The sequence below is a fragment of the Halomonas meridiana genome, assembly GCF_009846525.1.
Taxonomy (GTDB): Bacteria; Pseudomonadota; Gammaproteobacteria; order Pseudomonadales; family Halomonadaceae; genus Vreelandella.
Genome location: NZ_CP024621.1, coordinates 3,544,978 through 3,568,245 on the forward strand (window position 1 = coordinate 3,544,978; position 23,268 = coordinate 3,568,245).

Annotated in this window: 15 protein-coding genes; 1 reads left to right on the forward strand and 14 read right to left on the reverse strand. The window is 53.9% G+C overall.

Features of this window, described 5'->3' with window-relative positions:
• Positions 1 to 509: 509 nt before the first annotated feature.
• Genes CTT34_RS16755 through CTT34_RS18520 form a run of 4 tightly spaced genes read right to left on the reverse strand, consistent with a single transcriptional unit; the run spans position 510 to position 2,507 of the window.
• Positions 510 to 794: a hypothetical protein gene (locus CTT34_RS16755; protein WP_159343429.1), complete on the reverse strand. Its 285-nt coding sequence runs from the start codon at positions 792 to 794 to the stop codon at positions 510 to 512.
• Entirely contained in the window at positions 785 to 1,105 is a 321-nt protein-coding gene (locus tag CTT34_RS16760; RefSeq protein ID WP_159343430.1) for a hypothetical protein, read from the reverse strand. The genes CTT34_RS16755 and CTT34_RS16760 overlap by 10 nt, the downstream gene beginning before the upstream one ends.
• 9 nt (positions 1,106 to 1,114) lie before the next feature.
• On the reverse strand, positions 1,115 to 2,278 hold the full coding sequence (locus tag CTT34_RS16765) for a tyrosine-type recombinase/integrase (RefSeq protein ID WP_159343431.1): 1,164 nt from the start codon (positions 2,276 to 2,278) through the stop codon (positions 1,115 to 1,117).
• Positions 2,271 to 2,507, reverse strand: coding sequence for a hypothetical protein (locus tag CTT34_RS18520; RefSeq protein WP_159343432.1), 237 nt, complete (start codon positions 2,505 to 2,507; stop codon positions 2,271 to 2,273). The genes CTT34_RS16765 and CTT34_RS18520 overlap by 8 nt, the downstream gene beginning before the upstream one ends.
• Before the next feature lie 154 nt (positions 2,508 to 2,661).
• Between CTT34_RS18520 and CTT34_RS16775 the strand changes: the two genes are divergently transcribed.
• Complete coding sequence (locus CTT34_RS16775) at positions 2,662 to 2,886, forward strand: helix-turn-helix domain-containing protein (protein WP_159343433.1); 225 nt, start codon at positions 2,662 to 2,664, stop codon at positions 2,884 to 2,886.
• Here the strand turns inward: CTT34_RS16775 and brxL are convergent, their stop codons facing one another.
• The 10 genes from brxL to CTT34_RS16825 all read right to left on the reverse strand — a co-directional run bounded on the left by brxL (position 2,887) and on the right by CTT34_RS16825 (position 22,963).
• Positions 2,887 to 4,938 carry a BREX system Lon protease-like protein BrxL gene (gene brxL / locus CTT34_RS16780; protein WP_159343434.1) on the reverse strand — a complete coding sequence of 684 codons (2,052 nt, stop codon included), beginning with the start codon at positions 4,936 to 4,938 and terminating at the stop codon, positions 2,887 to 2,889. It abuts the gene before it with no gap.
• 12 nt (positions 4,939 to 4,950) lie between these two features.
• The gene (pglZ, locus tag CTT34_RS16785; protein ID WP_159343435.1) at positions 4,951 to 7,449 is read right to left on the reverse strand and encodes a BREX-1 system phosphatase PglZ type A; all 2,499 of its coding nucleotides are present in this window, start codon (positions 7,447 to 7,449) and stop codon (positions 4,951 to 4,953) included.
• Entirely contained in the window at positions 7,446 to 9,326 is a 1,881-nt protein-coding gene (locus tag CTT34_RS16790; RefSeq protein WP_159343436.1) for a DUF262 domain-containing protein, read from the reverse strand. Before CTT34_RS16790 ends, pglZ begins: the two co-directional genes overlap by 4 nt.
• 20 nt (positions 9,327 to 9,346) lie before the next feature.
• Positions 9,347 to 12,775 (reverse strand): BREX-1 system adenine-specific DNA-methyltransferase PglX, encoded by a 3,429-nt coding sequence (gene pglX, locus CTT34_RS16795; protein WP_159343437.1) that lies wholly within the window; start codon positions 12,773 to 12,775, stop codon positions 9,347 to 9,349.
• Positions 12,776 to 12,780: 5 nt separating this feature from the next.
• Complete coding sequence (locus CTT34_RS16800; protein WP_159343438.1) at positions 12,781 to 14,163, reverse strand: DNA-processing protein DprA; 1,383 nt, start codon at positions 14,161 to 14,163, stop codon at positions 12,781 to 12,783.
• A gap of 3 nt (positions 14,164 to 14,166) precedes the next feature.
• Positions 14,167 to 16,263: a RecQ family ATP-dependent DNA helicase gene (locus tag CTT34_RS16805; RefSeq protein WP_159343439.1), complete on the reverse strand. Its 2,097-nt coding sequence runs from the start codon at positions 16,261 to 16,263 to the stop codon at positions 14,167 to 14,169.
• A gap of 141 nt (positions 16,264 to 16,404) precedes the next feature.
• Positions 16,405 to 18,075: an ATP-binding protein gene (locus tag CTT34_RS16810; RefSeq protein ID WP_159343440.1), complete on the reverse strand. Its 1,671-nt coding sequence runs from the start codon at positions 18,073 to 18,075 to the stop codon at positions 16,405 to 16,407.
• A 40-nt stretch (positions 18,076 to 18,115) separates the two neighbouring features.
• A complete protein-coding gene (gene brxC, locus CTT34_RS16815) occupies positions 18,116 to 21,697 on the reverse strand; it encodes a BREX system P-loop protein BrxC (RefSeq protein WP_159343441.1) in 3,582 nt (1,193 codons plus the stop codon).
• A 43-nt stretch (positions 21,698 to 21,740) separates the two neighbouring features.
• A complete protein-coding gene (locus tag CTT34_RS16820; protein WP_254436415.1) occupies positions 21,741 to 22,352 on the reverse strand; it encodes a DUF1788 domain-containing protein in 612 nt (203 codons plus the stop codon).
• Entirely contained in the window at positions 22,349 to 22,963 is a 615-nt protein-coding gene (locus CTT34_RS16825) for a DUF1819 family protein (RefSeq protein WP_159343442.1), read from the reverse strand. Before CTT34_RS16825 ends, CTT34_RS16820 begins: the two co-directional genes overlap by 4 nt.
• Between the last annotated feature and the right edge of the window lie 305 nt (positions 22,964 to 23,268).

Here is a 23,268-nt window from a genome sequence, read left to right on the forward strand (position 1 = left end):
TAGGTAAAATAGGGTGGGAGAAGTTTTATGATATAGCACAAAAACTAACCACTAAGGGGGAGCACAACCAGTAATAAAACACAGTTTTTGACTGGCGAAGTTAGCCCAACGCACTGTTACTTGAAGCTGCTGGCCCATGCTAAGTTCTGTCTGAAAAGTCGGTTTAGCAAAAAGCACAACAGCAAATATCAGTTATGTTGAAATATTGATATGTGCACGTCAAAACCCTAAAACCAGCAAACTATACTTTAAAATTATCATAATGTTAAGCGTACCTAAGTTATATTGCAAAACACCGGCCTTTAATGCTACGCACTTTGAACAGCATAGTATCCTTTGTCGAATATACGTCTAATCTTTACATTTGCCTTGAGAAGCAGTTTGCTGCTCATCATTTATAGAAAGCCAACATGATATAAACACCGCAGCATATAACCCATTACCCCCACCGCCCTTGTTAAAAGGGGTGGGGGTAAACTGACGGGTGGGAAATGTGGACTACTCTACTTTTAATCGACCAACACCACATAACGAGTGATGAAGCACAGTTTTTGACTGGCGAAGTTAGCCCAACGCACTGTCACCTTGAGCCGCTGGCCCATTTTAGGAGCCCCTTCTTTTGTTACATGACGGTCGGTTAGAAAGGCGCGTAAATTTCCTTTAGTGCCGATTAAGTACAGCGACCAGACTTCATGCTGCATCAACCGTTCCGGCCCTTCGACGCCGGCGACATACAACTCCCCTTCAAACTGACGGTCTGCCTTTTGAGTGGCCGTTTGCGATGTTACTGCCATGCTTGATCCTCCCAGGCCCATAAGGTGCGCTCTAGTTCTGCAAGCAAACGTGGAATGGCTTGGCGATTGGCATCAAGCCCTAGCTGTTTAAGCGTGCGGCCTACCCAAGTTGCTAACGCATCTAGGTTAGTGCGCTCTTGCCCGTCCCCCAGCCACACCACCAAAGCACAGCCCGGTGCTAAGCTAGTGGCGGCAGCGAGCGACTCTGCCAAGCGGCGCTCAAGGCGCTGTTGCGATTGCAGTGCTGCCATTACGTGCAATGTTTCTTCGATGTCATCACGGCGCTTTACTGGCGTATTGAACGGTTTCATCGATTTCTCCTAGGCACGTTTCTGGTTCAGCATGCGCTCAAACGCAGAGCCATCTTGGCGCGTTAGGTTGGGCACGAAGCGTGAGTAAACACGGAACAACATTTCGGTTGTGGTGTGGCCCATCTGGCGGGCAATCCATTCAGGACTCTCGCCTGCCGCCAGCCAGAGCGTGGCGGCGGTGTGGCGAGTTTGATAAGGGCGGCGCTTACGCAGCCCTAGCTCCTCCAACAAGGGATACCACACCCGTTTCGTCACATTGACGTGGGATAAGGCAGTGCCCTTACGCGTGGTAAAGACCAGTCCTGTTTTACCCGTCACCTCAGACTGCGCCTTCAGCGCATCAAAGACGGGTTGTGACATGTCGATAGAGCGGAAGGAACCGTCAGTTTTCGTGGGTACTATCTGGCCACGCACCAGCGCTTGGTGAACTAAAATCTGGCGACGGCCAAAATCCACGTTTTCCCAGATTAAGCCGTCAATCTCGCCAGTCCGCATGCCAGTGAAGAAACGCACGGTGTAATACTGACGAAAGTCTTCACGCACGCGCTGAATGATCTGCTGCGCCTCCTCAAGCGTAAACGGCTCTACATCCGTGCGCGGCACATTGAGCGATTTAATCCCGCGATAGGGTGAGCTAAACTCATAGCGGTCGGCGGCTTCATTTAACATCATGCGCAATGGCGTCATGATGTGGTTGATACGGCTGGCAGAGAGTTTCTTGCCGCTCCGGGTATTAACTTTGGCGAGTGACGCCCGGAACTCAAGAATTTCTGCACGAGTGATGCTGCCGACTTCCTTATGCCCTAACGCGGGCAAGATATGGCGATCTAAACAACCCTGCACGGTGACAATTTGTGATTCACGCCATTCGATCTCTTTCTCTGCAAACCACGTTTCGGCGAACTGGAGTAGCAAAGGCGTGGCGTGATAACCCCCAACCGCCGTTAATGCACGCTTGCTTAACGTCTTGGCACGCGGGCTATCTGGAAAGTAGCGACCATAATCAAACGACCCCAGCGTAATCTCCGCCTCGATCTTCTCCAGAATCCGCTCTAATTTCTTACGGTTAGCTGCTGTGTTATCCAGCGTTGTTTGCTCACGGCAACGTTTTCCCAAATAGCGAAAGTCAAAATACAGTTTGCCTGTTTCTTTACGCGCTGCAACTTTACCCATGGCATACACCTCCACGCGCCATTGGCACACCCATGCTCTCCTCTTTTGAGTGCAGCTGCATATCGCGCTCAATCGGTTCCCACAAGTACAAAATCTTGCGGCCGCCAAACGGGCGAATGTAATGAATGCCTTCCAGCAGTACGTCATCTTTTAAGCGTTCACGGATGGTGCGCGCGTCGTACTTGATTCGCTCGGCAAGCTCACCTGTTGTTAAGTAGTGAATAGACATCTTATGTACTCCTTAGTGGCCTTATGTAGCTTACACGCTACATAATAGACAGTAGAAAGATGCTGTCAAGCGCCTTTTGTAGCTTTCACTCAACATAAGATGCGGGAGGACAAAATATTTGATAGGATGTAGCCAATTGAAAAAGGCCACTTCCATGATTCGATTTCGCTTAAGAGAGCTGCTTGCTGAGAAGGGTTTTCAGGAAAACCGACGGGTTACACTTGATGAAGTGTCACAGGCCACTGGCATTCACCGCACGACACTATCCAAAATCGCCAATCAGCGCGGCTACAACACCGGAACAGAAAATGTAGACCGGCTTTGTGAGTATTTTGGTTGTAAGGTTGAAGATGTCATTGAATATGTATCACATACTTGATTAGCTAAACTTCATATAAGTAACTTCGAAAGCTTTACTAGACCGAAACTCCTGCAATCGGTTGGCAAATGCGAAGGCTTCATTCATCTCGTAGTGCTGGAAGATGTCCAACCCTCGATCCAGCGAAATCTTCCAGCCGTGGTCTGTAACGATATGACGGGCGTGAATGGTCCCGCTTTCGTCAAACTCCCAGGAGAAGTCGATACCCACAGTGCGGGCGGACTCCTGGATCTTTTCGAAACTTTCGTCTTGCAGGTCACCCTTGAACTCGTCCCGGACGGTGACGAGATGAACCGCCATTTCATCTTCCTCGGCCTTGTTCTTCACGATGGCTTCGAGAAACTCCATGAAATTTCGGATCTGGTAGAAAAGCCGAATGTAGGGGTCTGTGACGGTGATCTTGCTGGCTCCCTTCAGGTATGGGCCAAACAAGCCGTCGAATGAGATACCCTTCTGGTTTTCCTGGAAGGTCAGGTGCTTTTCCTCCAGTGCGGGCTCAGAGGCGTGGTACCCTTTGGGCTCGACACCTTTAACGTCTGCTGCTGGCTCGGGCGCTTCCCCCCCGTCATCAGGGGTGGACACCGTCTGGTGGTAGTAACCCGGGTACTCTTCTTCCTCAAGTGTCGTGACCAGTATTTCCTGGCCTTGTTGATCCTGATAGGAAAATCGGACTTCGCCGTAGGTGGTATCAATCCGCTGTAACTGGTCCTTGACCCGCTTGCGCCCCTCGATGGCAAAACGCAGCACTTCTTCAACCTCATCCCTGGTTGCTCCGCCCTGGGGGAACAGGATCTTCATCAAGCCGGAAAAGGTCTTGTTGATACCGTCCCGGTCACGGGTCGAGATATCCGAAGAAAGGGTAAAGTGCTCCTTATACTGGTCGGAGTAATCGTAGTTCCGCATCGAGCGCAGGATTTCTGCAAGGTAGTCCACCACGAAGCCATACCCATCGGAGAACATCTCGCCCCGGATGATGTCAACCTCCCACCCGGGGATGTAGAAGTGGATCCGGTCCAGAAAGGCGGAGTCGTAGAACTTGTCCGGCAGCTCATCGAACAGATCCGAATGCTTCAGCATGTAAGGCACGGTATGCCGGGTGTTCCCCACGAACACCATGGACGCCTCGGCGCCCAGGGTTTCCACGCCCCGGGAGAAGGACTTGTTAGCCATGTAGTTCTTCATGATGTCGACCAGTGCTTTATCGACGCGTTTCTGCTTGCCGGCGAACTCGTCGAAGGCCACGCAATCCCAGTAGCCCACCAGGCCAATTTTGCCGCTGGAGTTGTTCACAAACAGCTTGGGAACGGTGACTTCACCACCCGATACCAGAATCCCATGAGGCGAGAACTCGGAGTAAACATGGGACTTACCTGTCCCCTTGGGGCCAAGTTCAATAAGGTTGTAGTTCCGCTCGCAGAACGGAATCAATCGGACCAGTTGCGTCAGCTTGCTGCGCCGTCCGAACATCTCCGGGTTAAAGCCGATACTCTGGATCAGCAGGTCAATCCACTCATCGGTGCTGAACTGCTGCCGCGCGGCAACGTAGGCGTCGTAGTCGAAGTGAGATAGCTGAATCGGCTTGAGGGTGGACAGAATCCAGGGGCTGATGTTCTGGTTTTCAGAAAATACGTACTCGATGTCCGCAATGCACCAGACGCCGCTTACCAGCAGTTTGGGGTGGGCCTTCACGGTCCCAGAATCCACCAATACCTTCTTGATTCCCAGGTTGGAAAACTGCGCCTCGTAGGCATCCGTCTTCTCATTCAGGGCCACGCTGATCTTATCGATGACCTTGTAGCGCCCCTTTTCCTTGATATTCGAGCGCACCAGCCCGGCCTCGTTGCGGTGGACATAGTGCTTGGCCAGAATCTCCTTGACCGTCTCGATACCGGTCTGAATCGTGGCCTCGTCGTTGGTGGCGCAGTACTGGCCGAGCAGATACTCCAGCACATATGAGGGGACGATGGCGTTGCCCTTGACCGTTTTCACCAGGTCTTTGCGCACCACTAACCCTTGGAAGTGCTCGTTGATCTTTTGGTCAAGCGTGCTCATTGGCTATAACCCTCAGAAATCAAAATCGCTGGTAAAGGACCGCCGCATCAAATACCTGAGCGACTTGTATTCCTTGTAGTGGGAGGTGCCGGCGTGCTGTTCTTCCAGCTTTAGGAAGACCTCCTGGCCGTTGGCCTCGTCCGCCTTGCGGCTGAGCACAAAGCGCACCTGAAGCTCCCGCTCGCGGGGGTTCTCCGAGGTCAGGTCAAACGACAGTTCGTGACTGTCCGAAATCAACTCCCCTGACTGGGTATAAATCCCGGCCCGCAGGTTACGAGGCTGTACTTTCTCGGTAACCGGCCCGGACTGATACAAGGTGACGGCCAGTTGGCCGGAAGTGATCACCGAGCTGGCCCCACGCAGGATGTCCACTTCAACGGCACTGACATCACTCTGGCGCTTCTTGTTGACCTTCAGGACTGGAATCACAACTTCCTGAAGGGATGCGCCGCCATGCACAAAGCGGCTGCCAGAGCCTTTAAGGCGCAGTCGGTTGATGGACTTGGGAATCTGCACTTCCATATCGCCATCCAGCCCAAGCTGCTCGGACGAGAAGTGATGGAACGCCGGAGAGGCGGACAACCCCTTACCCAGCACGAACCGACGGTCCCGGTAGCGAATATCATCGCCAGAAACGGCGTCGCCCAGGAAGTCACTCTCATCCAGCTCACGGTTCTGGTAAATAAAGCCATGGTCAGCGGTGATCAGCAGGTTATTGGCGTTGGCCGCCGTGAGCTTCTTGATCAGACGAATCAGGTCATCCAGGGTTTGTTCTGCGGCTTCAAAGGCCTGCCCCTCTGAATGCATCTTGTCGCCGGTGTGATCGATGCGGTTGTGGTAGATGCACAGCACATCATTACCTTTGAGTAGTTCCCGGCTGTCTTCCCGGTTGAGCTGCATAAAATCCTCCGCCTTGACGGCCTGGCCCCGACCATCCAGGGCGGCCTGCAGGATTTTGGTACGGTTGACCGTGCCCTGTGAGCTTTGGCCATCCACCAATACCGTGCCGGTATCGTTGTCGGCGATCGCCAAGGACTTGTTGGGCAGCAGCGCCGCCATACCGAGCTGGGTATAGCTGGGCAGGGTCGAGAGAGCCGGCTCGAGCTCCGCGCTGTAGCGATCTTCCTGCCGGATAAGGCCCAGCAGCTCGTCACCAATCTCGTAGCGCATGGCGTCGGAAATGATCACGCAGATCCGCTTGTCCTTGCGCAGGTAAGGGCGAACCCAGTGCTCGAAAAAGGCCTTTTGCTGAACGACCGGATAGGCCTCCCAGCGCGGCGCGGCGTCCACGTGAACCTGGAAGTCATCGCCCAGCTTGAGCAGGTAGTTGTTGGTATATAGATTCTCCACCTGCTCACTGAGCTCGCCCATCAACGATGCCTGGCCAGACATGCGCACATGGTAGGTAAACTTGCGATAGAGCTGATCCAATTGGAACCAGGAGCGGCTGTATCGCTGAACACCGTCGGAGAGGCTGTCCATGGTGAGACGAGCCTCACCGAGCATCTGGACAAAACGGGCCGCAAACTCAATGGCCTCATACAGGTGGCGAAACTCCCCGTACCAGTGGCCCTGGCGCCGCTGCCGTACCCACAATGCCACATCGCCGCTGGTGACCGTGCGGCCAACCACCGCCCGCACTAGGTCACTGATAATCTTCTGGTCGATTAGCCGGAAGTAGTCCAGCTCAACCAGGTCTCGGAAGTCCCGCTTACCGAGATCCTGCTCAATGCCCAGGACCTCGGCACACTCGGCAGACAGGGTTTCAAACCCCTGCTCGAACTGCCGGCTGTCTTTCCAGCGTTTGAGGAACACCAGGGCGTCGCCGGTCAGTTTGACATCGCCATCGGTACCCATGGCGTAGCAGGACTTGAACAGCTCGATCACGAAATCGCGCAGGCTGGGTTCACTGGCCTCGTAGCCGTAGAAGCGGGTGAGCTGTTCCCAAAGGAAGCTATCCAAGCCGCATCGTTCGATCAGCCGGATGCCATCATCACGGTCTTCCGCCAGTTGCTGCAGCAGGGTTTCCACCACCGAGTCTATACGCGGCTCGCTACCGGCACAGACAGCCAGCATCTTCAGGCGAAGCTGACCGGCAGTGTCATCCGATTTCAGCAGCTTCTTCAGCGCCTCCTTGCGCTTGATCGCCTGGAAAAACTCCGCGTGAGCCTGGGCCACCTCGGCAAACTCCAGGCCCAATTCCAGTTCGGATAGCCAGATGGCCACCTGGTCGGTCCGGAACTCGCCGTGGGCCAGCTGTACGTCCAGCAACCAGTTATCCAGATCCTCCGGTTGCGGCCCCTCCTTGTACAACAAGAATTTCTGTTCCGGTGACTCCCGAAGGATGCGATATTTCAGGCCGTACTCGTTGTTGGCAATTTCCAGCTTCTCCACGTGCGGAATGGAAACCGTCTCGAAATCACCGCGCAGCTCTTGCTTGGTGTCGTACCAGAAAATGATCCGGTGCTTATCAAACAGTCGCGTCAGAGCCGTTTGAATCTGGCTACTCATGAGACTACCTCTTCCAGCTCTTCGTCTTCACTGTCAGCCACACTCTCCGCCGCCAACGGCGCGGACATGTAAACTCGGGATATCAAGCGCTGTTTTAGGGCTTCTCGCCTTGCCAGATAGAACGCCTTGAATGAAGTAAATTCCAGATCCACATTCTTGATGAGCAGATCACCAGGGGTCAGGTGCACATTCTGGTCAGAAAGCCATTCCTTCAAAGGGCGGTCTTTCTTCGCAAGGTTTTGCGAATGATTCAATAGGTGGAGATTGGGGATCGCATTCCAGTGGACTGGATTACGATAAAACGCCATCAACTTCTCGTCATCCTGCAGAAAGCTAGCTTTAGTTAGCAATTTCTTGTCAAAGGCTGCCCTCGGGTGAAGGTGATCAATGTGAAAAACCTCTGAAACGTTCATTTCCGGGAACAGCAAATGCAGTAACGCGCGGCAACGCCCCTCTCCATGCTGCGTTTCCAACAGTTTATCGAGGGTTTCTTCATCGAAACGCAGATCCTTGTTCGTCGCTTTGTAACGCTCGATGATGGCGGGCAACGGGAAGATATCGTTGGTGAGGTGTTTTTCCAGAACATCCCTCATGCTGCTTAAAATGGAGTCGGCTTGACCACCGAAGACCCCTTTCAACAGCGCCATGTAAAACCACTGGCTGATTACCGCACGTTGCTCATGGCATTTCGCAAGATTATTAATTTTCCTGAAGAGTGGCTCTCCTGAAGAGCATTTTTTATACAAGTAGTAACAGATCGGAATAACAGCGTTTCTGGAGGTCAGGGACTGCGGCGTAATACCGAACCGCCGCACGAGGCGGAATGTTTCGGTAATACATTCTTTGATCTCGGGCCACTCTTGCTGGATTCGAGCAACCTGCTCGCCCTTGAAATTTCTCACTTTGAAACGGACATCGGCTTCCGTGAGCATCAAGCAGGTTTTCAACAACCAGTCACGCTCTATGTAGAAACCCATCTCCGTGTTCTGATGGATGTGCTGGGTCAAGTCGTCAAGCTCTTTCCGAAAATCTCCATCCCAGTGGGCAACGGCAATCGACATCAGCAGGTCAGAAAAGTCCAGCTTGGTGCCTCCGCTGTTGGTGCGGATAAATACATCTAAAACATGGTCAATTTCCTGACTGTTCTCTTTGAAGTAGTGGATGATCCGCTGAGAATGGATCACGTCATAAACTTTCAGCAGTGTCTTTCGGGCAAATGTATTTGTACTGAGTCCTCTTCGCTCGAGCTCTGGCATTACCACCTCCAAAAGCACATCATCGCTACTTTCGTGGTGTGGATACCTGAGTATTTCATGCATGCAAAGCCAGTGGTGGGCCGGGGTCTCTGCAGCCAATGAGTCTTTATATTGCCGGTCTGTGAGGAATCGGAAGTTGTAATACATCAGTGATTCATCGTCTTCCGATTCCAGTGGTGCTTTCAGGTCCAGATACAGTTTGCGAGGCGGTAACACCTTGTCGTCGCGGGTGCTAGGCCACCAAACTCTTGGCTTCTTGTACGCATATGTACCGCAAAGCCCAATGTAGAGGGATGTAAGACGCTGCTGGCCATCGATGACTGCCCTGAAATCCTTATAACTCGCATTGGTTGAGACGTGAGGGTTTTCCTCACTGAAACGTTGGCAGTAGGATTTCAGGAACTCGTAGAATTTGTAGTCGTTCTTGATGCCATCATCCTTGATTTCCCACATCATGAATGTGTTGATGGGGTAACCCCGCATGATGGAGTCGAACAGCACGCAGATCTGATGGCTGCTCCAGACGAACTTCCGCTGTATTGCCGGCAACAGATAGTCTCGCTGATTGATGGCATCAATCGCGTCTTTGATAGTAATGGCCTTTTCGTACTCACCTGCCATGCCGACAGCTCCTTACTGCTTCAGGACAAGCCTGGAATTTTCTTCAAGGCGTCGCCAAATTTCGGATAATTGGCCTTCACCCCGTCATCGAGATCGATTTCCACCTGCTCTGTGGCCAGGGGGTAGAGCACATCCCGCTCGTAGTCATCCAGCTCGGCGAGGATCTTGTTGATCTTCTCGATCTCTTTCAGGGCCTTGGTTTTATCACCCTGGGAGGCCCCGGCGCTGATACTGACGGCCTCCAAATGATTCTTCCGGGCCTTCAGCTTCTCGTCTTTGAAATCCCGCAAATACTCCAGCACCGTGCCCACAGTGTGAGGCTGGTAGCGGTGCATATAAATCAGCGCATTGAACGAGCCCTTGGGTGAAGAGAACAGCCAGTAAATGGGGCGTTTCTTGTAACGGCGCACGTGGTCGTTGTAGAAGTCCTTCAGGAAGTACTTGCGGATGTCCTTGCCCAGCGCCTGCTCGACAAAGCGGAGGTTTTCCTCATAGTGTTCTTCGCCAAAGGCGATGCGCAGGAATTCGCGGAAACGTTCGGTGATGTCGTCGGTGAACCAGTCACCGTCGAGCATGGGGATGACATTGTCATCATCCGCCGGGAAGCTCGGCTTTGGGATCTGCTTAAGGTAGTCCTCGATGGTCTCTCCCTGGTTGGCCAGGATCAGCCCCGGCTTGTCTAGAGCATACCGACCAAACATACAGCCTACGGCGTAGGAGATGAATTCCGCCATGGTGTCAGCACGCAGGCGGTTTTCGCGGTCTTCTTCAGAACCTTTCACGCCATAGCGGTAAGCCGGGTTGCAGGTGAGCGTGATCTCCTCTATCGGCACCTCGGGGGACAGCTCGTCTTGCAGTCCATAGGCACCGATGAAGATGCGGTTGTTCTCTTCCTCCAAGCGCTGCATCTCGTCTGTCATGGACTGCCAATGGGCGCGAAGGGCAGTATAGGTACTCGCCAGTGTCTCGGCCCGGTGGCTGGTTGAGAGCAGCGGTAGCCTAGTGAAATCCCAAGAGGTTTCGTAGTCATCCCAGTCGGATTTTGAAAGTTCTACCAAGTTTCGCTCATTTTGACCGACTATAGATTGAAGGTCAGGTTTCAAATCGGCTAACGGCAATGACAGAACATCATTCACTTGTGTGTTTATCGTGGGATTAATAGCGTTCAACAAAAACCGCGTTGAATGGCTATTTAGAGCTGCAAGCACCACAAAATCACAGCGAAAATCCTTATCAAATATTACTGGGCCACCTGAATCGTATTCAGCGACATCACGCTTGATGCGGAACGTTGGGTTTGCGGAAGTTACTTTTGTCCAAGTGATTCCTTCCTTGGCTTGAAAACTGGAAGGATACAAACCACCAACTGAATCGTAGTGCTTTACAGCTTCATCAGACCAGTCAACCAAATGCTCTTCATTCCCATAATGCTTTCGAACTTCCCCTCCCTTCGTCAACCGCCGCCAGTGCTTTTTATTTTTGGAAACCTCCCAGACATACCTGATATATCTATCGCTCCCATGAGTTTTTAAACGACCTCCTGATGTCCAGAAATCTCGTAACAATGCTCCTTCAAAAATTGAGAAATTTGGTAGCCAATAAGCAATCGGGTAAGATGGGATCTTTAAGAAATCTGCGCTATCAACAGCTAGTATGTCTCCTTTTTCCAATTTTGATCGGAACAAGCTCCTTTTATCAACGACGGCAGGCACGTTGCTTAGATTGATATATTGACCAATACCTTTTGGCGATGAAGACTGAATTGTGAAGCCCACGCCACGATTGTAAACGTGTCCGTCAGGAAAGCAGTTCCATCCGACGTGGAGCAAAGTTTGAATTGCAGACCTGTTGATGAGCTCTGATCTCAAATTCTTGTAGGACGATAAAAACATCCAGCTGTCCAAGGTAACGATTGATGCGACGCCTTTGGAACGGGTCAATTGCTGGCATGCCAGAATAAATGCAGTCATCAAGTCGGACTTACCAGCAGAATAATTATTCTCAATCCAATTCTTGAGGCGTGCATTCATACCCCCTGCCCCCATATACGGCGGGTTGGCCACAACCACATGGTATTTAGGCGAGAGAACATCGGCCATGCGCAGCACTTTCAGCACTTTGCTATGCGTGTCGGCTAGGAACAGGTTGCTACCCAGATCCTTGGTTTCCAGCTCGGCCAGCACGTCGGTCACATTGGTGAGTTTGGGCACGATCAGGGAGCCGAAGTTGTCGGCTTCTTCAAACTGCTGCAGGGTTTCGCGCAAGCCCTGGGTGAACAGGTCGCGGCCCACGGCGCTCATGTACTCGTTCAACTCATCCGCGCTGAAGCTGACTTTCTCAAGCACGCAGATGTTGGGCTTGATGTTCTTGTTGAAAAAACGCCGCTGGCGAGCCCGGGCCTTCATGGTCAGCGCGAAAGCGGCCAGTTCGCCGGCACGCTCGTCAATCTCAATGCCGTAAAGATTATGAGCCAGAATCTTGGCCGGAATATCGGCAGGTTCGTAGCCTTCCTCTTCATAAATGGCATACAGCAGATCGAATGCATACGTCAGCATGTGTCCCGAGCCGCAGGCCGGGTCACAGATCTTGATCTCTTCCGGGCTATTGATCCGCAGGAAGTCGGTCTCTGGCTCTTCCGGCTTGATGTAGTAATCCATCTGCTCGATCAAGCCGGAGTTGGGACGGTTGAGCATCCAGAGGCGTCCCAGCGAGTTTTCCACCAGATAACGGACAATCCAATGGGGCGTGAACAGCTGGGTCGCCGCCGGGATATTCTCGGGAGTAACCTTTTTGTTCTTCTTGAGATCAGCAAATACCTGGTCTTTCTTCTCGGAGATATAGAACTGATACAGCCAGCCGATCACCTCGACATCTTCACAGGCATCCGGCGTCATGGCTTCGCGGGTATAGGCCAGGATTGAGTTGCCTGAGAGCAGATCATCCGGCATCAAAAGCTCGGTGTAGTCGTCAATACGCTCGAACAAGAACGGCATTGCGCTGTACCAGTAGTTACAGGCAGCTACGACCAGTAGGCGATAGGCTTCCCCCTGCGGATCCTGACTGGGTGTTTTGCCGTCCAGCAGAGCGAAGATCTTTTGACGGGTTGACTCCGACACCATTTCTTCATCGATATGGCCCATTTTGGCATCAGCCAGGATCTCGGGCTGGAACTGCCCCTCTGCAGGGGAAACAATGCCAATGCGGTTGTAACGATTCACGTCCATAAAACGCAGGGCGCAGAAGCGGTTGAACCAGATATAGGCCACCCGCTCGATAACCTGCTCTTTGCCTTGGTCGGTTACCGCCTCTTCCAGCTTTTTAATCGCTTGTGGCCTTTCTCTCCGGGCGGGACTCTCATCGGCGAGTACTAGTTTGAGCTTGGCTGTAACCTGTTCGAGGAGGCTGCGGCGAGCGAATTGGGCGAATTTTTTAAGTTTTGCAGTTTCCATGGAGACTACTGATCCTCGAACATCTTGCGCTGATTGTCTTCCACCCACTGATACCGAACCGGGCGATTTAACTTGGTCACCTTGTCATCCGCGACAGCCTGTTTTAACCATTCGTTAAGCTGGGTTTTGTGAAGCTGGGTAGCTTCCAGCAATTCATCGATGGTTTTTGGTGAGCCTGTTTCATTTCTAAGCAGCAGGAGAAAGTGGTCGTACAAGGAAAGCTGCGTAAGAGCTGTTTTTTCTTCGCATTGGTCACTCGAAACCGGCGAGGGGGTTGCGTGTTCCTGCTTTGGTGAAGGCTTGGAAGCGTCTTCAGCAGTCTCTTTGGCAACCTCATTCGACGCTATTTCTTTTTCCTCTTGTTGGCCCGTCGTGTGCGCCAGAGGTTCGTTTACAGTGACCTCGGCCACGGTTTCTGTCTGGTTTTGAGCAAATAAATCAGCATCCTGGTCTACCGATGAATCTGCGGTTTGCAGCAAGTGGGCAAAGCTGGTTTCAGCGAGATGTTCAGGTAGCCATTTAGCGCCTTTTTGCACCAATGTGGCATTGCCGGCCTCCGGGTCGTCGGTAGGCTTGATCCACATGGGTACCCAGTTGTGCTTTATGTTTTCTAGCACCCCGTTCCAGGTTCCACCTGAGGTTCCGGAATGCACAGCAATGGCTGCATCCGACAGGCAATAGATGTACTTGTTGCGCTGCATAGCATTGCCCGCATTGAAACCGGCCTCAGGATAAAAGGGTGAGAGGAGAACCAGATTGTTCGCCATCAGGTACTTTCTGTACTTCGCGGAGGTGGCGGCGCGCAGCAGGTCATTGGCGAGAACCCCAATTGCCGTACCTTCAGATTCAAGGGCACCCAGCATGGCGGCTTCATCGACGCCTTTTGCACCGCCGGATACGACAGATCGACCATCGTTTGCGGACTTAGCGCCAAGATCCCGGCTAAACTGAAGATCCGCGTCAGATGTTTTACGGGAGCCGATGACAGCAATGCCACCTTGGTTCAAGAGATTGCGGTTGCCACACCCGAAAAAGACAGGGGGTGCATCATTGCCGAGGCGTGCTTTAAGACGTTTGGGGTAGTCACTGTCTGAGCGCGTCAACACCCATAAGCCGGAGCGGGTCCATTTTTCCATCGCCATTGCCAGGGCGGACCCACGATTGAGCAGGGTTTGAATGCGGTCGGATGTAATCTTGGAGTCTGTCCATCCCACCAGTTTTTGACTGAGGTCCCCTGTCAGGAGATCCTCGGGGTACATTTCCTGGTTCTTCAACCAGAAGGCAAAACGCCCCCACTCTTTATTCGTGAGAGGCTTTGCTTCTGAGCTTGTTGACCTGGAAAAATAGGCGGTCAGTAACAGGATTGCCTGTGTTTTAGCGGCGAGCATTCATCAATCTCCCGTTGCAGAAGAGGCAAGAGCGACCGGATAGACTTCGCCACTGCCTTGTTGCCGAAGTAAGGCTGCCAGAACGGTCATGGTCCAACCGGAATCGACGACATCGTCCACCAATAGGACTGGGCCGGAAGGGAGGCCTGCATCAACCGCGAACACTCCATCCAGGTTGCTGCACTGGTGATAGCGGTTGTTCTGTAGTTTTTGTGGTTCGTTATCCTGCACTTTGGAGATTACCGGATGGAATGGCAGACCCAGTTTATTCGCCAGCCGCCGCGCAAACTCCGGCACCAATTCGGGGTGCTTGAGCGAGGGTACGCAGGTGACCCACTCAGGCCGTGGCGTTGGCTGCCAACGCTGCTGAATCATTTCCGCCATGGCGTCCACTAATTCATCCCGGAAATAGCCCCCATGTTTGTCCTGTTCGACGAAACCGCCCCATGCTGCGTCAGCCCACCGACTAAGTACTCTGCCTTCCTGCGCTCTGAGGTTTTGTGGCAGGTTCCCTCGCAATCCGTATTGCGGAAACCCATTGGCGGCCACTTGAACCTTGGGTTTGAAAACGAATTCTGAGTGGCGAAGGAACTGCGCTGCAGCAATGACTCTTTGGCGATCGGGCGAGGCACTGCCCAGCGGCGCACCAAGACAGTTAGCGCACTTGCCACAGGGTTGCGCCTCCGGGTCATCAAGAGACCTTCGCAGATATTCCATCAAGCAGCCCGAAGTTGTCGTGTACTCCTGGATTTCTTGCCACTCCTGCTCTCGCATGTTCGTGAGCCGCTGGACTTGGTCATGATCTAGCTGGTAAGCAACCGGTGTTCTTGTCCATTGGCTGCCCGCTTTGTAAACCGGCGCAGGGTTCTCCACGCTCAGAAACTTAAGGACTTTTTCGATTTGCCCTTTGCGCATATTCAAGCGTTCTTCCAGTTTCGGTACAGATAAGCCATCACTGTCCTCGAGAACGGAAAGCACCTGGTTAATCTGGGATTGATTCGGAAATGCGGAGCGACGGAAGAAGTCGTGAATACGCTCATCCTCCGCCCCTGAAAGTAGAATGCCGAGAGATTCGTCAATACCGCGACCGGCCCGGCCTACTTGCTGGTAATAGGATACGATTGAGCCCGGTGTTTGGTAGTGAATAACGAAGTGAAGATCGGGTTTGTCGTAACCCATGCCCAGTGCCGTCGTGGCTACAAGCACCTTCAGCTGATTGTTGAGCAGCAGATCTTCCAGATGCTCCCGGTACTGATCGGAGTTCTCGAAATCAGAATGCTCAATGCCGCTGTAGTAGGCCTTGGCATCAATTCCCTGACTCAACAGCCAGCTTTTTACCTGTTCTGCATCTCGCTTTGTAAGCACATAGACGATTCCAGCCCCCTGCAGAGTCGGTATTGTTTCTGACAGCCAGGCGAGACGACTTGCCTGATCTGCAAGGACAATGTTTTGAAGGGACAAGCTATCGCGAACCAAAGGGCCGCGGAGCACCTCAATATCACCCAGCTGATCTACAACATCTGTAATGACCCGATTATTGGCGGTGGCCGTTGTACCTAATACCGGCATGTTGGGGGGCATCTGGCGCAAAATATTGAGCAGGCGACGATAATCCGGTCTAAAGTCGTGCCCCCAGTCCGAGATACAGTGCGCTTCATCCACAACCAATAACCCTACGTTATCCAGAATAGGGTGGAGCGCTTGCTCAACAAACTGCTCGTTGGCCAGCTTTTCCGGTGAGATCAACAAACAATCCACCTGGTTTGTATGTACCTGCTGGATCAATGCTTCCGCTTGATCACGGTTGGTAGAGTTGATGGTGATCGCGTGAATACCCAGTCTTCGAGCTGATTCAATCTGATTACGCATCAAGGCCAGCAAAGGCGAGACAATGATGGTGGGCCCATAGCCCTGATCACGCATGATTCGGGTCGCTATGAAATAGACAGAGCTTTTGCCCCACCCGGTTCGTTGAACCACCAGTAGCTTTTGGCGCTGATTTACCAAAGCATCAATGGCTTCCCATTGGCCACTACGGAAGCTTGCGGCTGCGTTTCCCACCGCAGTACGCAGCAATGCTTCAGCATCGGTTCTGTTCATACGTCATCCTTATGTAGCGTTGGGAAGCCAATTCGCTCAAATATCACTATGGGGCTCGGCTCCAAACTATGGTGCTGACAGCACGAAAATACGCGCACCGCTCGTATCTGCTCGCATTTTTCGTGCGCCGCACGTATTTTATCAGCTTCGCTCATATCGGGTCCCCTTGCCCTGGCCTAACGGGCGTATCACGCCCTTGTCTTTCAAGCGGTTGAGCAGCCGAGTGGCCTGGAAAGGGCTGATATGGCACAGATCAGCGGCATCCGCTCGTTTGATGCTGCCGTGGGTATCGATGAAATTCAGCACCATCTGCTCCTGCTGGATGGCATCGAAGCCCGCCTGGCGCACATAGGCGGCCTTTTGCCCCGCTCCCCGGTACACCTTGGCGCTCAGGGTGTAGGTACGGCCCTTGCCGGTGCCGTGGGCTTCCACCATGCCGGCTTCCACCAGTTTCTCCAGGGTGCCCCGGACCACGGTTTCGGGCTTTTGCACGGATTTGGCCAGGTCCGCTGTTCTTAAGCGCCGCTCATTACGCAGCCGGGACAGGATAATCAGGCTGTCAATGGGCATGGCGGCGCCGGTCTGTTCCTCACGCTCGACGATCATGCGCAGGAAGTCGGCGTCCGCGTCCGCTGCGCTCATACGCACGGAGACGGTGTGGGCGGACGACATGGAGTAGTCGGGGGCGGTGCGCCCGTAGCGGAGCATACCCTCGAAGATCCGGTCGATGCCCCGGCCAGTGCGTTCGGCAAGGCCGATGCGCTTGATAATGTCAGCCAGCAAGGGGTTACGGGAGCGAGGGTCGGCCACCAGCAGGTTGTCTAGGTTGACGCCCTCGACAAAACCACCGGGATTGCTGATGCTCAGGCCGTCGTCGTCCAGTTTGACGTGGACGGCGCCCAAAGCACTGTAGTCGCGGTGAACCAGAGCGTTTACGAAGGCTTCCCGGAAGGCCCGACGGTCAAAGTTGGGGATGGGCACGCGAAACAGCCCAACCTGAATCTCCTCCTCCTCCACCCGGGCGCGGAACAGCACTTCGACCTCTTCGAAGGTCTCCAGCAGCGGTTTGCGGTAGAACTCATTGACCAGGACATCGGTACCGCGCAGCACCTGGAAGGCTACCTCGTGGGAGGGCAGGTGTTGCCGGAGCTGCATTTCGTTCCCCAGCAGCAACAGGCCTGCAACCGTGGGGCGGCGCATGCCTCCCACGCTCACAGTCAGCCCCAGGGCGCCGTCCAGCTCATCGTCCGCCAGGGGCATCAGGCTCTGGTCGCCGCCGTACTTCTTGATGGCGTTGCGGATTCGGATGCGCTGAATCGGGTCCAGGTCCTCAACCGCCAGGTTTTCCACCGGCAAGGCCGAGGGGTCCGTTACTCCCAGGCTGGACTGGCGCTGAACAAACTCATGGGGGTAGAAGGGCACGGCCTCCGGAGTGCCGTCCATTCTCAGGCGCCGACGTTGCAGCAGGCCATCCGAGGTCGACACCAGCTGCCGGGACTTGGGCACCTGGATCCTGGCAATAGGTTGCCCCTCCAGCTCCAAGGACTCAACGCGCACGGCCAGCGAGGGGATGGTCTTGTTGGCAATCAGTGCGGGCAGGCCAGCGAGGTTGCGGTGGTTGGCATGCAGCCCAGTCGGGGTGCCATCGTCTTCTACACCCAGGAAAAGGTCGCCGCCCTCGGTGTTGGCCAAGGCCACCACCGCGGCTACCAGGTCCCGGTCCGGCAGGCTTTTGACGTCGCTCTTGAACTCGACGGCAAGGCTTTCGCCACCGCGAATGAGCGCCCGGATTTCCTGTTCGGCTTCGTGCATGGCTATCCCCAACATCGACCGGTTAGACGGTTCGGCACGCTTAGATCTGGACCTTGCGGCCTTGCTGGACTTCAACCAGCAGGGCCTCGCGCAGGGCATTCAGATAGCGATCCACATCCCCCTCGTCGGCCAACCAGGCCTTGTCGAACGCGACACGGAGGTTGCGAGTGTGAACGTAGTCGGCTGCTGATTCCTTGACCTCGTGAGACTGCCCCCTATTCTCGTCCTCATCCTGACTACCCGGAGGCTGCTGGGAGTCGTCTGCCGGTGCTGATTTCTGATTGGCCAGCGCCACCATTTTGCCCAGCAGCTTCTGGTAGCCCTCTTCTTCAAAGTACCGGGTACGGTCCTTGATCACGGCAATCAGGCGCTCCTGCCCAATGTAATCGACCAGATCCCGGAACGGTCTGTTGAGCTCATCCTGGCGTGGCTCCGGCAGGGACTGATATTCGTCCATGCTTTGCATGCGTTCCTGCATGGTCTTCAGGGAGGTTTCTGCCTGAGCTCGGGTTTGCTGCACTTTCTCGTCGATGCGCTCCTGCAGGCTATCCAGTTGGCCCTTGAGCTGCTGAATGCGATTCCCTTTGTAGCAGTTGGGGTCGTTCAGGATGGTGCGGATCTGCTCGATCTCGTCCCCGGCCACATAGATGAAGTTGGGCTCCTGGCTCTGCAGAAAGGACCGAGCCTGGTTGTAGATGTCTTTTTGTGAGCCCCCCATGAACTTGCGGATCGGGTCGATGACATCCTCTTTCAGGTCCAGCAGTTGGTCTTCCTGCTTGCCCAATTCCGTCAGGTGCCAGGTGTAGGGCTTTCCGGCGACTTCTTTCAGCGTCACCAGGGCAGGTTTCAAGGCATTGAGAAACGGGTACTGGTCGACCTGCGCTATCCGCCGGTCCAGGTCGTGGTACATGTCCTGGAAGGCTTCGCCGGCCTCTTTGCCCAGGGCCTTGGCTTCGCTGCTGCGGGGCGGGCTGTCGAAGAAGTCCTCGTAGAACGACTTGAGGGCTCGAACCTGAGAGGCAGTGAACTCGATCTGTGGTTCCAGCACCACGTTGCCGTGGCCGTGAGTGTTACGCAGGGCGCGCTCCAGCTCGCTGTCCTCCAGAATATTCCCGTCGAGACGAACCTCCACCTTGCCACGGGCACACAGGTTGGCCAGGGTGCAGAGAATCGCGGCGTAATACCAGCCGTAGGGTTTGCGTTCGAACTTTTCCAGCAGGCTCTTTAGGGTGGTGCGGACACCGCCCCGATTGTTGCTCTGAATGAATGCCAGCACCTCTTGCTCGGATTCCGCCAGGGCCGTGGCGTCATTACCGAAAAGGCCATCGTCTGTGCGGTTGAGGCAATTGCTGATGTCGTTTTCCGTGTAGGAAACGCCGCGCAACATGCGGAGGTTGGGGTAAGCCCGTGAGATCAGCTCATGGAAGCCCCGAATAATGCGGGTCTGGGGGTCCTCATTCGCCACTTCCACATCAGCGCCGCCAATGAGCAACTTGGACTTGCCAATGAAGGTCTGAACCTGCTGCCGGAGCCTGGCCTCGCGCTCGCGGTTCTGGAAGCCCTTGTCATTCAGGATCCGCTTAACGGCTTCCTGCTGGGTGACCGACATATTCTGTGAGATATATTTTTCGGTGCGCTTGAGCATAAGCAGCTCCCGCACCAGCCGCTCGTCCGCCGGCATGAGCACGAACAGCTCGTCTGCCTTGTACGTCGAGGCTGTACGTAGCATCTGTTCATTGTCGGTATGCTCGTGGAACGGGCTGATGACATTAATGGAGAGCTCGTATTCACGCCCATGTAGACGGTCATCCAGTTTGCGCGAATAGGAGTAATCCTGCCCCTGGTTCTGGGAGGAGCCGGCGTCATAGCGAATCTTGCGCTGCTTGATGACAAAGTCGAATACGATCTTTGCGAGTTCGTCCGCAACGTCCGATGACTCGACCTCTGTGTTCTTGATCTCCTGTTCAACGTCTTTTTCTTCGTCCGTCAGAAACTCGTACTGATCGCCGTTGCGCTGTATGTAGGTCTGTTGCTCCAGAAGGCTCAGGGCTTCTTCGACCTTGGTGCGAAGTGCCGGCAAGTCCTGATCGAAGGCATCCAGCATCAGCACGCAAAGGTTGCGCACCGTGGGCTTGAATTCCTTGACATATTTGACCAGGAACAGGGCCTTCAGCAGCCGGATGGCGAAGGCATTATCGAGGTGGTTCTCTGCCTGAATAATCGCCCGCTGTATTTGTGATTTCAGTGCAGAGCGGATGCCTTCAAACATCAGGTCAAAGGTGGCCAACTGGCCCACCTGATGGTTGCCGATGTGGATGGCCACCTGCTGGAAAACCCCCAGCATGGAGCGCTCACCGACGGAACTGTGCTTACCCTCGAAGGCGTTGTGCTGTGACAGGTTCTGGATCGCCGATTGAAACAGCGCGAACTGGTAGGGGACGAAGGGGTAGCTGTGGATGAAGTGGTCCCTGTCCCGAAAGTTCCGGTAGGTGGCCGATCCATCCGCGAAGTCAAAGAGGGTTTTGAAGTTGTTCGCCTGCGCGTGATAGACATCCGACAGCTGATTGACGCCTTCTTCGGTCTTGGTCAGCAGGCGCTTCTGGATGACCTCCGCCACGTCCGCGCTGGACAGCTTCATGCGGTTATTAAACCGAGCCTGAATTTTCGAGAAATCATTGCCTTGCTGCTTGCCCATTTCGCCAACCACGTTCTTCATTTCTTCCTGGGCGGTGACGATAATCCAGGCCCGGCCCCGACACTTGGTGGCGAGGCTCTCGGCAATGGTTTGCAGGTTGGTCATCAGCTTGGTGTTGTCGGCAATGTACTGGCCGACCTCGTCCACAAAGAAGTTCAGGCGGAACTCTTTGTGGCCACCCTCTTTTGCCTGCTTCTCGATATAGGTATTCACATTGTCCGCGAAGTCTTCAATTGAAACGCGGTATTCGCTGCGGTACTTGTCCAGAATGCCCGCTGCCGACTGCGGGTCGCCACCGGTCACAGCGGCGTAGGCTTTGGCGATATTCGGGCCTTCCAGGAGGGCCTGCTCCCGGCCTTTCTGCCAGGGACGACCGGCGATGGCCTCGTACTCGGCTTTGAACTGTTCGTACAGGCCACGGCCGTCCAGATCGCGCTCAAACTGGGCGATGTGCCCTTGTTTGCCGTAGTAGCCGCACATTTCGTCAAAGACTTTAACGAACACGGCCAGAAGCGCATCGATCTGGGTTTTGCTGATGACATCGGCTTTCTGGTCGATGTTGAACAGAATGCTCTTCGCCGGAATTGAGACAGCTCGCTTCAGGTCGCCCCGGAGAATTTCATTCTCGCTGCACTTGGGAAGGAACAGGTCCAGTGTCGTAGCACCGTCCATCTCCCGGTTTTCAAGCAGAAGGGCCAGCATCTTGAGGAGGTGCGACTTACCTGAGCCGAAGAAGCCGGATACCCAGACCCCGTTCGCCCCTTCGTAGTTATTGTAGGCGTCCAGGAACTCTTCGAGGCGTTTCTCGACTTCGTTGGTCAGTACGTATTCTTCAATTTCGAGGCGAAGACTGGCTTCATCGTCGGCTTTGATAACGCCTTCAATGGGGCGGTCAACGGGCTTTAGAAAAATATTCTTCAATGTCATTGTACTTTCCCTTAATGATTACGCCTCGAATCGTATCGTCCGCTCAGGCTTCGTAATGAAAGATGTTGAACGCACGGTAGTACTTGTCGTCATGCAGCCTGCCGAACAGATCCAGCGATGCACCGGTTTCCAGCGAGTGGGTATAGGAGCCCGGGAAGAACATCACCGTTGGCTGGTCTTTGGCGGTGCTCTGCAAGTTGTTGAGCACGTTATGGGAGCGTATGTAGGGGAAGACCTCGCCCACCCCTGAGAGAAACAGCACGTCAAAATCAACGGACTGGAGTTTTGCCGCAATAGCGGGCACCAAATGGGCTTCCGGGTCCAGCACTCCCTGTAGCAGTTCTTTCAGCTGATCCTTTGAGACCGTGGGCTCGAGCTCCAACACCTGCTCCCAGATGTCTCTTTCTTTCAAAATATCGATGGCCAGGTCGTACAGATTGATACTCAGGATCCGGATGCCCGCCTGCTCCAGCCGGTTAACCAACTGCCGCTGAAGACGCTCCATTTCGACCGCTTCTTCAGGCCGATAGGGACAGATGAAGAAAGGCACTTCATTACCCAGCCCCTGTTTGTTAAGGAATCGCTGGCCGGAAACCACGCTGAACAGGTGCTGTAGTCGCTCCTGCATCGGCATTTTGGCAATGTCCTTTTTCAAGCTGACATCCCCCTGATATCGGATTCATAGACTGGGAAGTAGAAAAACTCGTCAGGATTGTTCTGACGCAGCAACTCAATCAGCCTGGGGCTTAGCAGTACTGCGTTTATGGTTTTGTCCTTAGCTAACAACCCTGCCTCCCGCAGCATTCTGAACAGGACCTGCCGCAATTTATCGCGCGTTGAGGCGCTGGCATTATCCAGTTCGTCATGCCATTCCGATTTACGGTTATAGAAGGCATCGAAATCCTCAAAACTGAGATCCAGCTTCATCGCGACAAACCGTTCGTGGAGTACCTCCACCGCAAAGTCCGCGATAAAGCGGTACAGGCGGCACACGGCAACCCACAGAAGGTGAGCCTGGTCCTGGTGGTTTGCCTCGGCCAGGAAAGTCAGTTCGCTTTCGGTCAACGTCTTCAGGCGTGCAATCGCCTCTCTACAGGTGCGCTTTGCAGTGCTTTCCGTTCTGGCCTGTAGCAGGTTGTCATGCAGCGCTTGAGTCCGCACCTCTTCCCAATCATGAAGCGATAGGTACAGCTCGGCCAGCTTCACCGATTCGCGGTGATACAGACTGCCGGAGGTGAAGGAAATGCGATAACGTTGGAGCTTCATTTCAGCACCGTCTGCCGATTGACATAAATAAGCAATCCATCAAGCATCTAATTGATACAAAAATTTTGAAAACGAGATGTTACACCACCCATGTCTCGTATTCTTGGAGCAAGTGATATTTGCTTAAGGGCAGCAACCACAAAACTAGCCTGTTATGTGACCATGTTTGTGGCAAGTAAAAGCCAATAGTCATCAGTAAAAAATTATCAGAGGGGGGGCATTAAGGCATTGTGGCCACGATTTGGTCACAGGGTGGTCACAGGCAAAAAATAAGGGCCTACGCGTTAACGTAAGCCCTTGATATG

What these genes read in the sequence shown, in the direction of transcription:
- CTT34_RS16755 (WP_159343429.1), bottom strand. Translation starts at nt 794, where the DNA reads ATGGCAGTAACATCGCAAACGGCCACTCAAAAGGCAGACCGTCAGTTT.
- CTT34_RS16760 (WP_159343430.1), bottom strand. Translation starts at nt 1,105, where the DNA reads ATGAAACCGTTCAATACGCCAGTAAAGCGCCGTGATGACATCGAAGAA.
- CTT34_RS16765 (WP_159343431.1), bottom strand. Translation starts at nt 2,278, where the DNA reads ATGGGTAAAGTTGCAGCGCGTAAAGAAACAGGCAAACTGTATTTTGAC.
- CTT34_RS18520 (WP_159343432.1), bottom strand. Translation starts at nt 2,507, where the DNA reads ATGTCTATTCACTACTTAACAACAGGTGAGCTTGCCGAGCGAATCAAG.
- CTT34_RS16775 (WP_159343433.1), top strand. Translation starts at nt 2,662, where the DNA reads ATGATTCGATTTCGCTTAAGAGAGCTGCTTGCTGAGAAGGGTTTTCAG.
- brxL (WP_159343434.1), bottom strand. Translation starts at nt 4,938, where the DNA reads ATGAGCACGCTTGACCAAAAGATCAACGAGCACTTCCAAGGGTTAGTG.
- pglZ (WP_159343435.1), bottom strand. Translation starts at nt 7,449, where the DNA reads ATGAGTAGCCAGATTCAAACGGCTCTGACGCGACTGTTTGATAAGCAC.
- CTT34_RS16790 (WP_159343436.1), bottom strand. Translation starts at nt 9,326, where the DNA reads ATGGCAGGTGAGTACGAAAAGGCCATTACTATCAAAGACGCGATTGAT.
- pglX (WP_159343437.1), bottom strand. Translation starts at nt 12,775, where the DNA reads ATGGAAACTGCAAAACTTAAAAAATTCGCCCAATTCGCTCGCCGCAGC.
- CTT34_RS16800 (WP_159343438.1), bottom strand. Translation starts at nt 14,163, where the DNA reads ATGCTCGCCGCTAAAACACAGGCAATCCTGTTACTGACCGCCTATTTT.
- CTT34_RS16805 (WP_159343439.1), bottom strand. Translation starts at nt 16,263, where the DNA reads ATGAACAGAACCGATGCTGAAGCATTGCTGCGTACTGCGGTGGGAAAC.
- CTT34_RS16810 (WP_159343440.1), bottom strand. Translation starts at nt 18,075, where the DNA reads ATGCACGAAGCCGAACAGGAAATCCGGGCGCTCATTCGCGGTGGCGAA.
- brxC (WP_159343441.1), bottom strand. Translation starts at nt 21,697, where the DNA reads ATGACATTGAAGAATATTTTTCTAAAGCCCGTTGACCGCCCCATTGAA.
- CTT34_RS16825 (WP_159343442.1), bottom strand. Translation starts at nt 22,963, where the DNA reads ATGAAGCTCCAACGTTATCGCATTTCCTTCACCTCCGGCAGTCTGTAT.